The organism is Paenibacillus sp. sgz302115, assembly GCF_056120445.1.
The window spans coordinates 311,505-323,616 of sequence record NZ_JBVYOK010000001.1; the positions used below are offsets into that span (position 1 = coordinate 311,505).

Sequence of the window (12,112 nt, forward strand, 5' to 3'; positions counted from 1 at the left end):
AACAATGAAAAGGATTATAAAGAGGACCGTGAAGTGGATTATCATCGTCGGAATCATTGCTGCTGCAGGCTATCTCCTGTACACCAAAGTCTTTAAGGGAGAAGAGCCGGCGGCTGTTGTAGAACCTCCGCAGGTGATTAGCTTCCCTGTTACCCAGGAGACGGTTACGAGCACTGTTCAGGTCAAAGGAAAGTCGAAATATCAGGAGGAAACGCTGGTCTATGCACCGTATGCATCCAAGGTAACAAAGTGGAAGGTGGAGAACGGCGGACAGGTGAAAAAAGGGGATGTGCTGTTCACGCTGGATGAGTCGACCCTGAAAAATGAGATTGCCACAACAGAGGCAGCCATCCACAAGGCGAAGCTGGAGGCGGAGCTGAATACCTTTGTCAGCCAGCAGGAAGATACCTCAGCGACTCCGATAGGGACTGAAGCAGAACGGCTGAAGGCACTTGCAGCCCAGGAGACAGCACGTCTGACAGATGAACTGAATCAGGCAAATTCCGCCATCCAGGAGCGGGAGCTTGCCGACAAGAAAGCAAAGCTCAAAACCGCTGTGTACCATGCTCCTGCGACCGGAATTTTTCTGTATGACAGCAGCACCGAACGTCCTCAAATGGTTACGGACAATCAATACATCGGTAAAATTGTTGACCTGGGCAAGCTCGAGTTCATCGCTCTTGTGGGAGAGCAGGACATCTTCCGCATCAAGCAGGGCATGCAGGTTAAGGTGAAAATGACTGCCATGAAGAACTTAACCATAGCAGGCAAGGTGACCAAGGTCTCGAAATTTGCCACAACCACCACCGGCCAGAACACGGCTGGACAAGTGCCGCAATTCGAGGTGGTAATTTCTTTGCAGCCGGAAGAGCATTTGATCGGTGGTCTCAGCCTTAGCGGGGATATCGAGACATTACGCAAGGAAAAAGCCACTGTAGTCTCCAGCATTGCCGTAATTCACGAGGGAGACAAGGCTTTTGTCATGCTGGACAAGGGAAATGGCCAGTATGAACGCAAGGAGATCAAGATCGGCATTGAAACCACAGAGAAGACTGAGGTTGTCTCTGGACTCAAGCCGGGAGACACTGTAGTTCTGCAGTAGCTCTGGCTTGGTGCAGCATAGCCGAAGAAGCTCGATATGCACTGCGGGAAAAGCGTAGGTGGAATTGCTCCAGCTAAATGTGGTGAATTCAGTTTAGCGGAGACTTTTAGTGGAATTACTCCAACTATTCAGAAGGAAATAACCATAATTCGGTCTACGACTCCGGATTAGTTATCCTTTTTCCCACTAAAGTCCTCCGGGACGAGGATCGTCTGTGATTAGTGGGAGTTTTTCCACTTGGGTCAGCCTGCTTCAACGGGAATTCGGTTCCCGCTGAAGCAGGCTGATTTATTTTTCTAGAGGATTAACGGAAAGATTTATAGGCTTTTGCGCCAGGCTTTAATGTCCTGGTTCAATTGTGTAAGGTCGGGAACGGCGACAGGGTTGTCTGTGAGCTGATACTTGTGCTTGAGTGACAGGATGCGGTAGACGCTCTCATCTATTCTTGATTCTGGAATCGCGCCGCTTCCCACAGCAGACAGCAGCGCCTTTCGCACCGCCTGCTCATTGCTGTACTCGTGGGCAACCAGCAGAATGTCGCTTCCGGCAAGTACCGTATCCACTGCGGTGGAAGCCAGGCTGTAGTTCTTGGCGATAGCCCCCATGGTCAGATCATCGGTGATGACGACTCCCTTGAAGCCCATTTCTCCGCGAAGCTGATCTCCGATGATCACCTTGGATAGGGAAGCTGGTCGCTCGGGGTCAAGCTTTGGAAAAAGAATATGCGCCACCATGACTGCATCCGCATGCTCCTTGAACGCAGCCTGGAAGGGCAGCCATTCCAGCTTCGCCAGTTGAGCTGTTGTTTTCTTCACGACCGGAAGCTCCAGATGGGAATCGACAGAGGTATCACCGTGTCCGGGAAAATGCTTGACCACCGGAATCACGCCTTCGCTCTCAATTCCCTTCAGCTCGGCAATGCCCAGCTCGGTTACCCGGCCTGCGGTACTGCCGAACGAGCGGTCGCCGATCACCGGATTGTCCGGATTGCTGTTAATATCAAGCACCGGAGCAAAATCCATATTAAAGCCGGCGGACAGCACCTCCCTGGCCAGCAGCTTGCCCATCGTACCTGCAGCCTCGGCATTGCCGGCCGCGCCCACTTTTCCGTTTGCGGGGATCACGGCGTATTCATCAGGCATCCGGCTGACCTTGCCGCCTTCCTGATCGACGCTGATGAAGAGAGGGGCGGGATTGCCCTCATTACTCTTCTTCAGGTCATTGGTGAGCTTGACCATGCCCTTCAGGGATTTAATATTATCCGCATAAAGAATGATTCCGCCGACCTTGTCTTCAGCAATCATCTTTTTGGCCTGCTCATCAAGGACTGTACCCTCAATGCCGACAAGAAGCATCTGACCAATTTTTTCTTCCAGTGTCATACCGGTTATTTGCTCTTTGATCGCCTCTTGAGCAACGCTTTCGGTGGAGCCGTCAGCAGTGGGAGATACTGTATCTACCGGAGCTGGAAGAGCGGATTTGGAAGGAGAAGGCGCCGGAGCAACAGTCTGCTGGGGCACTGCCTCACCAAGCGAAGCGTTATTGGAATTTGCGCTGCCGCTGCAGCCGCCAATCAGGAATAGACTGGTGAGGGCCACAGCCGAAATGAGAGCTTTATATTTTGCCCCGTTCATTTGAAAATACTCCTCCATTCGTTTGCTGAATAACAAGCACTAATGTTAAGATAAAGGGGACTTTTACATAAAGGCTTACCGCCTGTAATTACAAATTAATAGGATGAGGTGACGTGTCAATGAAAGAAGAATTGGTGAACACGCTTAACGAACAGATGAACTTTGAGTTTTACTCTGCCCATGTGTACCTGGCGATGGCCGCGTATTGTTCCGGTGAAAGTCTGGATGGCTTCGCCAACTTTTTCTTGATTCAGGCCGAAGAGGAACGGTTTCACGCGATGAAGATCTACAGATTCCTTAATGACCGCGACTACCGTGCGACCCTGGCGGCACTGCCTGAGCCGAAAAATGAATATACCTCGATGCTGGATGCGTTCGAGCATGCCTTCGCCCATGAACAGCAGAACACCAAACGATTCTATCATCTTGCTGACCTGGCGCTGGATGAACGCGAGCATGCGACAATCTATTTCCTGAAATGGTTCATTGATGAGCAGGTTGAAGAAGAAGCGCTGTTCAGCAATATTATCGCCAAGCTGAAACGTATCGAAACCGACAGCAACGCCTTCTACATGCTGGATGCAGAATTTGCGGCCCGCACATTCACTGCTCCAGCCGAATAAGCAACTGAACCAGCAGCTCTTTGGAGCCGCTCAAACCCGGCAGCTTGCAGCCGGAACGGATACTTTCCTTTAGGGGAGGGTATCCGTTTTTTCATTTTATAGTGAAAGTTGAACGGAGGCAAACAATGTTACGATCCGCAAAACACTTCCTGTCTTCCAACTCTATTTGGCAGGGTTAACACTTGCGCTGTCTGGCAACACTGTTTCTCTAGACCCACCTGGAGGTCAGCGTGTAGTATGGAGGTATACTATTTTTTGGAGGTTCTTTTTTTGGATAACTACAGCGACATCAAACAGAGTGAAAAAGGAGCTTGGCTAAGCTTATTTGCCTACATACTGCTATCTGCCGTCAAATTATTTATCGGAACTGTCTCGGGATCGCAGGCGCTGCTTGCCGACGGACTGAACAACAGTACGGATATTATAGCGTCGATTGCGATTCTGGTCGGACTCCGGATTTCGAGAAGACCGCCTGACTCCAATCACGGGTATGGCCACTACAGAGCAGAGACCATAGCTGCGCTGGTTGCTTCTTTTATCATGATTGCTGTAGGAATCCAGGTTCTGTACCAGAGTGCGAACAAATTTTTTCAACCCGCGCTGGAAACGCCTGATCTCATTGCCGCTTGGACGGCCGCAGGCTGTGCCCTGGTTATGCTCGCAGTGTACCTTTACAACATTCGTTTGGCCCGAGCGCTGAGCAGCAATGCGATGCAGGCAGTAGCACAGGATAACCGCTCGGATGCGCTTGTAAGTATCGGCGCTTTTATCGGGATTATCGGCTCACAGTTTGGTCTGCCTTGGCTTGATCCGCTGACTGGTACGATAGTCGGACTATTGATCTGCAAGACGGCTTGGGATATATTCCGCAAGGCCTCTCATGATCTTACTGACGGATTTGATGCCTCAGAGCTGGAGCTGATGAAGCAGACTGTGGCTGAAGTTGATGGTGTTGAATCCATTAAGGATATCAAAGCCCGGATACACGGCAATAATGTCCTGGTTGATACAACGGTGCTGGTAGATTCCACACTGAATGTAGTCCAGAGCCATGACATTACCGAAGAGATTGAAGGTCAGTTGAAGGACCGGCACCAGGTGGCGAATGTTCTTGTTCATATAGAGCCTGTGTAGATGCACCGAAGCCTGAGGAATCAGGCTTTTTTTGTTGTGCTGCGGATTAACTTTGTCTATAATAACATTATGATAATAACATGATGATAATAATTGAGGGTGAAAAATGAAAGCAAAGGAGTCTGCGTATGTCCAAACGAGCAAAAACTGACCGAAACGGCTTAACCGAGCAGCAATATTTAGAAAAATATAATCCCGGGATGTATGAGCGTCCGTCCGTTACCGTCGATATGCTTATTTTTACCGTCATGGAGCAGGAGCAGAACAATTACCGCAAGCTGTCCGAGAAATCTCTGCAGCTTCTGCTGATTCAGCGCGGGGAGCATCCTTATCTGGGACAATGGGCGCTGCCGGGCGGCTTCGTCTCTGTGGATGAGAGCCTGGAGGATGCTGCCCGCCGGGAGCTGTTCACTGAGACGAACATCGATAATATTTACATGGAGCAGCTCTATACGTGGGGCGATGTTCAGCGTGATCCGCGGATGCGTGTCATCAGCAGCGCTTACATGGCGCTGGTTGACCGCACGGCACTGAATGTGAGAGCAGGAGATGATGCTGACGCTGCGGATTGGTTCAAGGTCGCCTATGATGTGCTTGAGACCAGCCGCGAGGAGCAGGTGAACGGCTATAAGCAGGAACAGCGGATACGCATTACCCTGACAAACGAGAGCACAACCTTGACAGGTGCGGTTAAAATTACGGAAACCGTTCAAGGCCACGTACGGCGGGTTGAACGTGAGATTACCGAGAATGACGGCTTCGCCTTCGACCATTTGAAGATGATTCAATATGCCATCGAACGTCTGCGCGGCAAAGTGGAATATACCGACATTATTTTCAATCTGATGCCGCCGCTGTTTACCTTGTCCGAGCTTCAGCGGGTCTATGAGATCATTCTGGGCAAAGAGCTGCTTGCCGCAGCCTTCCGCCGCAAAATCGCGGGCAGCGTGACTGAAACAGAGGAATTCACCAAGGATGCCGGTCATCGGCCTTCAAAGCTATACCGCTATAACATGAACCGGGATATGAATTAATGTAGAATGGAGAGTTTTTTATGGAGAAATTTACTTACTTTTATCGTAGTGCTTCACCATTTTCACAGTGGTATCCCTGCAATTTTACGGTAGAGGAGAATCTGTTCAATTGTGCGGAGCAATATATGATGTATGGCAAAGCACGATTGTTCAAGGATGAAGAAATAGCCAAGCAGATTTTACAGGCCAGAACCCCCAGAGAGCAGAAGGAACTGGGAAGGAAGGTGAGCGGCTTCAATAAAGCTATGTGGGATAAACACTGCAAAGAAATTGTCTACCAAGGCAATAAGGAAAAGTTCCTTCAGAATGAGGAGCTGCTGCAGATCCTGCTGGGTACTAAGGGGACTACATTGGTGGAGGCCAGCCCAACGGATCGGATTTGGGGTGTTGGATTGGCCGAGGATGACCGCCGTATCCGCAGCAGAGCGACCTGGCGCGGCACTAACTGGTTAGGAGAGATTCTGACGAATCTGCGGGAGGATCTATTGCAGGGATGAGCATAACCGGGCTTGATTTTTTAGCCAACGGTGGGTACTCCGTTCTAGTGCGTGAATGCAGAGTACACTATAATTGCCAGGATTACGAGCATGATGAGCCAAGTGAGCGGGTGATTGGGATTTAGGTTCCAGCCAATTCCAGAGATTTTGCGAGTAAACAACGGCGTTCCAGAGTTTTTACCGAAGTATCTGCCCCACATAGTGTACCTTCTTCCTTCAGTTAACAGCAAAGCTGCTTTTTTTGTGATCTAATGTTACTCCTCCGCGAGCCTACTTGTAAATGACATTCCCATCCATAGCTGTATTTATTACAGACGAATATTTTGTTATATGTTGTCGTGTGATGTTGTTTATAGAACTTTTATGCGGATATGTAGAGAATTAGATAAGCTTGTCAAATGTAAATTTTGGTAGAGAGTAGGGTGGGGCAGTGATTAACTGGAAGGAATCATACGAAATTGGAGTGGAGCGGATTGACTGCCAGCACAGACAGCTGCTTGCGAAGCTGAACGAGTTTTTTGAAGCATGCACGAACCAGCAGGGAAAAGAGAAAATCGAAGAGACCCTGAAGTTTCTGAAGGAGTACACGCTTGAGCATTTTGGCAATGAGGAGGAATTGATGGAGGAGATCGACTTCCCCGAACTGGCCGAGCACCGCAAGACCCATGCTGAGTTTGTAAAAACCGTACTGGAACTGGAAGAAAGCATCAAGGCTAAGGGAGTATCTGTACTTTCCACAATCAAGCTGAACCGTACGTTAACGGACTGGCTGCTCAATCATATTAACAAATGTGATAAGCTGATCGGTGAATGCATTGCCAATAAGGGCAACCAAGCTGTATAACCTGAATATAAAAGATGAAGATGCCGCAGGGCATTTTCTTTTTTTTGTTTTTTTACGGAATGAAGCTGTGGAGCGGCAGGTTTATCTCATCCCCCGGGCAGAATTAATCCTCGTCAAATACTTTGTGTTATGATTTGAGGTAGAACGAATAGATAAACTGCATGCTAAAGGAGTGGAATCATGAAAATACTGCGTATGCTCGCTTCGGGGCTGGTCATGCTGCTTGTGCTGGGACTTGTGAATGTCTACATTGGATTTCATCTTTGGATTTTGCTAGATTATTGGCTGCCCGGTATTTCGGCCGCTGTATACTGGCCTGTTTTTCTGATCGTTGCTTTTGCCTATATGATCGGGATGGTTCCCTGGCCGCAGGCTGTGAAGCCTATCGGCAGACTGTTCAAGGTTACAGGCTCTTATTATCTGGCTTGCATGGAGTTTGCCGTTATTATGCTGCCGCTTACTGATCTGCTGTATTGGGTGCTGGGGCTGATGGGGGTTGAGCGTGCGGCCTTTACTTCTGAGGCTGGAGCAACACTGGTGGTCCTGCTTGCCGTCTTCCTGATTTGGGGCTCACGCAATGCCTGGAGTACGGTCGTGCGCAAGCATCCGATTCAGATCGGCAAGTCCATTGGATCGAGCACTCCGCTTACCGTCGCTGTCGCTTCCGACCTGCATCTGGGCAACATCGTGGGCAATCGCCATTTGCGTAAAATGGTTGCGGAAATCAACCGGATGCAGCCCGATCTTATTCTGCTCGCCGGAGATGTGCTGGATGACAGCATTGAGCCGTTCATCCGCAACAGGATGAGTGAACAGATCAAGCAGCTCAAGGCGCGCTATGGTGTATATGCGGTACTCGGCAATCATGAATACTACGGCGGTTCTATCGCTGAGTACACGGAACTCATGAACAGTATCGGCATCAAAGTGCTGCAGGATGAGGTAGTGGAAACGGCAGGTCTTTATATTGTTGGCCGGAAAGATAAAACTGCGGAGTCCATGGAGGCCGGAGGGCGGAGAAGTGTGGCATCCTTGCTGGAAGGGCTTGACCTCTCGCGTCCTGTCATTATGATGGACCATCAGCCAACCGGATTTGATCTGGCAGCCAAGGCGGGTGTAGATGTTCTGCTCTCCGGTCATACGCACCGCGGGCAAATCGCCCCCAATCACTGGATTACCAGACGGCTGTTTGAGCTGGACTGGGGTTACTTGCGCAAGGATAACATGCATGTAGTCGTATCCTCCGGCTATGGAACCTGGGGACCTCCAATCCGTCTGGCCAGCCGCTCCGAGCTGATCAAGCTGGAGATTATGCTGGAAGGCAGCAAGCAATATGGCGAGGAGCCTGTTCACGGCAACCCTGTCCTGGCTTAATAGGCAGGCATCTGTTCGGCCTTTTTATCTTCTATATTAGCTGAACCTACCAAAAGGCAGAATCAAGAAATCTGCAGGCGGGCAGCGGCCGGAAGTCCAAACATTCCCCGCAGCTACGACCAAAGCCGACTCGGCAAATCAAATTTCAGCTTATTATAGAAACCAACCCCATTATCTCTATAAAAAGAGCTGATGGGGTTATTTACATGGAGCAGAAGAGATTATTACTTTGACATTCGCCGTCGGATAAGTTACCTTTATTTCAATATAGTTAAGCTATTAACTAAATGGAGAGGAACAATGACGATGGACAGATTACAAGAAGACAACAAGGGGAAGGAAGAAGCGGATATCGGCGATTTGCAGCAGCTTGTGCTGGACCTGCCGGCGCCTAATGAGGCATTTTTCGCTCTGGTTGAGACAACGGCGAATCTGGTGGCGGTATCCGAGAAATACTGGCAGTCGCAAGGGCTGAATGGTGCAAGAATCCGTGTGCTGGTGGAGATTGCGCGGCAGGGCGGAACCATTCTACCTTCTGTGCTTGCCGGACGGATCGGGGTTACCAAGGCGAATATCAGCCTGCTGCTGACACCGCTGGAGAGGGATGGATACATTAGCAGGGCTGAGCACGTTCAAGATGGGCGCAAGACCGTCATTTCACTTACTGAAGCCGGACGTGCGCTGCTGTCTCAGCAGCTTCCCGGGAACCGCGCAACCGTTGCGGAGGAGATGAACCGGCTGGACGCAGAGGAGTTAACACAACTGATCGTGTTGCTGCACAAACTGAACAGGCAATAATTGTAGGGGGAGGAAATGCAATACAATCCCGAAACAAACACCTCTGGGAAAATAGTTAATAGCTTAACTAAATGAACATTAAAGGCGGGGAAATAACATGACAATTATGATTACCGGAGCTACAGGCCAGCTTGGACAATTGATTATAGAACAGCTTGTGCAAAAGATTCCGGCGGAACGGATCATTGCCGGTGTACGTCAGCTAGACAAGGGGAAGGCTTATAAGGAGAAGGGGATCGGGCTTCGCCTAGTGGATTATGATGTGCCGGAAGCACTTGAGGAGGCCTTTGCCGGAGTATCCCGGCTGCTGCTGATCTCCAGCTCCCATACGGATGATGCTGTCCGGATCACCCAGCACACTAACGTAGTGGAAGCGGCTAAGAAGGCTGGAGTTGCGCATATCCTGTATACCGGCTTTGCTTTTCCGCAGCATGGCAATAAGGCAGCGGGTAATGTACATTCTCAGACGGAACAGGCAATCCTCGATTCGGGACTTGCTTATACTTTTGTGCGGAATGCGCTATACATTGATTTCGTAGGTGTGCTCGGACTGAATGAGGCGATAAGCAGCGGTGTGCTCGCGACATTACCCGGAGACTGGCGGTTCAATGCCGTTACCCGCAGCGATCTTGCGCTTGCAACCGCACAAATCCTTGCCGGAAGCGGGCATGAAGAGCAGATTTATGAGCTGGCAGCGCCGAAGACATGGACCTTTGCCGACCTGGCGCAGGCGCTGACAGAGCTTGCCGGTAAACCGGTGGTTCACGTAGAGGATTCCTCAGATCAGCACTGGATATACAATTTTCTAAGGAGTATAGATATCGCGTCTGTCTCAGAGGATTTGCAGCGGTTGATGGGACGGCCTGCAACTGCGCTCAAGGAGAGCATATTGCCTTTTGTTAAGCTCCAGAAATAGCAGCCCTTAGTTGTCTTATCGAGCCAATGTTGCTACTATGGGGACAGCTATGCAGGGATTTTTCGGGGAGTGTGAAGGAATGAAGAAGATATTGGTAGCCGATGATGATGTGAATATCCGCACACTGCTGCGGCATGTATTGACCAGGGATGGATATTTGATTGTGGAAGCCGCCGACGGGCGGGAAGCGATGGAACAGTTGAAGGGGAGCACGGTCGATCTTGCGGTTGTGGATGTGATGATGCCGCATATCGACGGGCTGGAGCTGTGCCAGCATATTCGGGAAACGTATGATATTCCGATTATATTGCTTACTGCCCGCCAGCAGCTCAGCGATAAGGAGCAGGGATATTTGCGCGGGACGGATGATTATGTGACCAAGCCTTTTGAGCCGGAGGAGCTGCTGTTCCGCATCAAGGCGCTGTTCCGCCGGTATTCGGTGGCTGCCAGTGACAAGATCCGCCTCAATTCACTGGTGATTGACCGCAAAAATTATGAGATCAGCAGCGGTGAGGAAGTGCTTTTGCTGCCGGTGAAGGAATTCGAGCTGCTCGCCCAGCTTGCGGAGTATCCGGGGCGTCTGTTCACGCGGAGTGAGCTGATCGAGCTGGTGTGGGGAGCGGATTACGAGGGTGACGAGCGGACGGTGGATGTGCATATCAAACGCCTGCGCGACCGGTTCAGCGATTACAAGAATGATTTTACGATCCGCACTGTGCGGGGCATCGGCTACAAAGTGGAACTGGTGAACCTATGAAATCGCTCTATGTAAGAATGAGTATATTGTTCTGCTCGGTGATTATGATCAGCAGCCTGCTGGGATTTCTTGTGTCCAATGTCTATTATCAGGCCAAAATCAAACCGCAGAACGACGCCAAGCTGACCAAAATGGCCACCCAAATGCAGCAGTTTATCGGAGACCACCCGGAAGCGGTGGAGGAATATTTGCTAAGCACCGCTAATTTGGGCTACAAAATATATCTCTCGAACGACCAGGGCGATGAGCGGTCCTATGGCCTGCCCTTCCGCAAATATGATCTGAAAGAGGGAGAGCTGCAAAAGGTGCTGGCCGGAGGCATCTATCATGGTGTGGCGAATTTCCCCAGCAAGGCTTTTATTACCGGATTCTTCGATAATCAGCTCAGCAACACGATAGGCGTGCCTATACATAAGGACGGACAGACCTATGCAATGTTTATGCGCCCGGATGCCGAGGTACAGTTCGGCGAGCTGCGGATCTTTTTTGCGGTGCTGATTGCATTTACGATTCTGTTCAGCCTGTTGTTTGTCCTCATTACTGTCCTTCATGTTGTGAAACCGATCACCCGGCTGACTGAGGCGACGAAGAAAATCTCCAAGGGCAGATACGACATCAAGCTCTATACAGCGCGGCGTGACGAAATCGGCCAATTGGCCTCCCACTTTATGATTATGAGCCGGGAGCTGGAGCGGACGAACCGGGCACGCCAGGAGTTTGTCGCCAACGTCTCGCATGAAATCGAATCGCCGCTGACCTCCATTCAGGGCTTTGCCCACTCGCTTAAGGACGGTGCAGTGCCTGACCCGCAGAGAGTGGAGTACCTGTCCATCATTGAGGAGGAGAGTCGCAGATTATCCATGCTGAGCAAGCAGCTGCTCACCTTGTCGTCGCTCGATTATGATGAGAATGCACTGGATAAGAGGGATTTTGACCTCCGTGCCCAGTTGCGCCAGGTTGTGCAGATTATGGAGTGGAGGCTGACGGAGAAGGAGCTTGCCGTACGGCTGCATGTGGCGGATATCTTTCTTGAGGGCGACTCAAATCTGCTCTATCAGGTGTGGATGAATCTTGTGTCCAATGCGGTAAAATATACGCCTGCGGGCGGTTCCATTACCATTTCAGCGCGCATCTCGGATCACAACTGCATTGTTACCGTAACGGATACCGGCGAGGGGATACCGGCGGATCAGCTGCCGATGATTTTTGACCGCTTTTACAAGGTAGACAAGGCACGTACCCGCGACAGCAACAGCACCGGCCTGGGGCTTGCGATTGCCCGTAAAATCATCGAGGTGCATGGAGGCACCATCGAAGCAGCAAGCACACCCGGGATAGGGACAACCTTCACGGTGACCCTGCCGCTCTTGTAATTTATTATTCATACTGCGTTCATTTT

The 12,112-nt window shown here is 50.5% G+C and carries 12 protein-coding genes; 11 read left to right on the top strand and 1 reads right to left on the bottom strand.

Annotation, left to right across the window (positions count from 1 at the left end):
- Positions 1-4 precede the first annotated feature (4 nt).
- Complete coding sequence (locus tag AC0LWN_RS01410; RefSeq protein WP_474662860.1) at positions 5-1,102, top strand: efflux RND transporter periplasmic adaptor subunit; 1,098 nt, start codon at positions 5-7, stop codon at positions 1,100-1,102.
- A gap of 317 nt (positions 1,103-1,419) precedes the next feature.
- Here AC0LWN_RS01410 and nagZ read toward each other — a convergent pair whose 3' ends face one another.
- Positions 1,420-2,736, bottom strand: a complete 1,317-nt coding sequence (gene nagZ, locus AC0LWN_RS01415) for a beta-N-acetylhexosaminidase (protein WP_474662861.1) — start codon at positions 2,734-2,736, stop codon at positions 1,420-1,422.
- Between the two features lie 119 nt (positions 2,737-2,855).
- Between nagZ and AC0LWN_RS01420 the strand changes: the two genes are divergently transcribed.
- The 10 genes from AC0LWN_RS01420 (at position 2,856) to AC0LWN_RS01465 (ending at position 12,086) form a co-directional block, all read left to right on the top strand.
- Entirely contained in the window at positions 2,856-3,359 is a 504-nt protein-coding gene (locus AC0LWN_RS01420; RefSeq protein WP_474662862.1) for a ferritin, read from the top strand.
- 270 nt (positions 3,360-3,629) lie between these two features.
- Positions 3,630-4,493: a cation diffusion facilitator family transporter gene (locus AC0LWN_RS01425; protein WP_474662863.1), complete on the top strand. Its 864-nt coding sequence runs from the start codon at positions 3,630-3,632 to the stop codon at positions 4,491-4,493.
- Between the two features lie 128 nt (positions 4,494-4,621).
- Positions 4,622-5,527, top strand: a complete 906-nt coding sequence (locus AC0LWN_RS01430; protein ID WP_474662864.1) for an NUDIX hydrolase — start codon at positions 4,622-4,624, stop codon at positions 5,525-5,527.
- A gap of 20 nt (positions 5,528-5,547) precedes the next feature.
- A complete protein-coding gene (gene ybiA / locus AC0LWN_RS01435; RefSeq protein WP_474662865.1) occupies positions 5,548-6,024 on the top strand; it encodes a riboflavin biosynthesis intermediates N-glycosidase in 477 nt (158 codons plus the stop codon).
- A gap of 430 nt (positions 6,025-6,454) precedes the next feature.
- Positions 6,455-6,868 (top strand): bacteriohemerythrin, encoded by a 414-nt coding sequence (locus tag AC0LWN_RS01440; RefSeq protein ID WP_458965322.1) that lies wholly within the window; start codon positions 6,455-6,457, stop codon positions 6,866-6,868.
- A gap of 180 nt (positions 6,869-7,048) precedes the next feature.
- On the top strand, positions 7,049-8,242 hold the full coding sequence (locus AC0LWN_RS01445; RefSeq protein WP_474662866.1) for a metallophosphoesterase: 1,194 nt from the start codon (positions 7,049-7,051) through the stop codon (positions 8,240-8,242).
- Between the two features lie 306 nt (positions 8,243-8,548).
- Positions 8,549-9,040, top strand: coding sequence for a MarR family winged helix-turn-helix transcriptional regulator (locus AC0LWN_RS01450; protein ID WP_474662867.1), 492 nt, complete (start codon positions 8,549-8,551; stop codon positions 9,038-9,040).
- 97 nt (positions 9,041-9,137) lie between these two features.
- Positions 9,138-9,956, top strand: coding sequence for an SDR family oxidoreductase (locus tag AC0LWN_RS01455; RefSeq protein WP_474662868.1), 819 nt, complete (start codon positions 9,138-9,140; stop codon positions 9,954-9,956).
- Between the two features lie 79 nt (positions 9,957-10,035).
- Positions 10,036-10,713 carry a response regulator transcription factor gene (locus AC0LWN_RS01460; RefSeq protein ID WP_474662869.1) on the top strand — a complete coding sequence of 226 codons (678 nt, stop codon included), beginning with the start codon at positions 10,036-10,038 and terminating at the stop codon, positions 10,711-10,713.
- On the top strand, positions 10,710-12,086 hold the full coding sequence (locus tag AC0LWN_RS01465; protein WP_474662870.1) for a sensor histidine kinase: 1,377 nt from the start codon (positions 10,710-10,712) through the stop codon (positions 12,084-12,086). The genes AC0LWN_RS01460 and AC0LWN_RS01465 overlap by 4 nt, the downstream gene beginning before the upstream one ends.
- Positions 12,087-12,112: the final 26 nt, after the last annotated feature.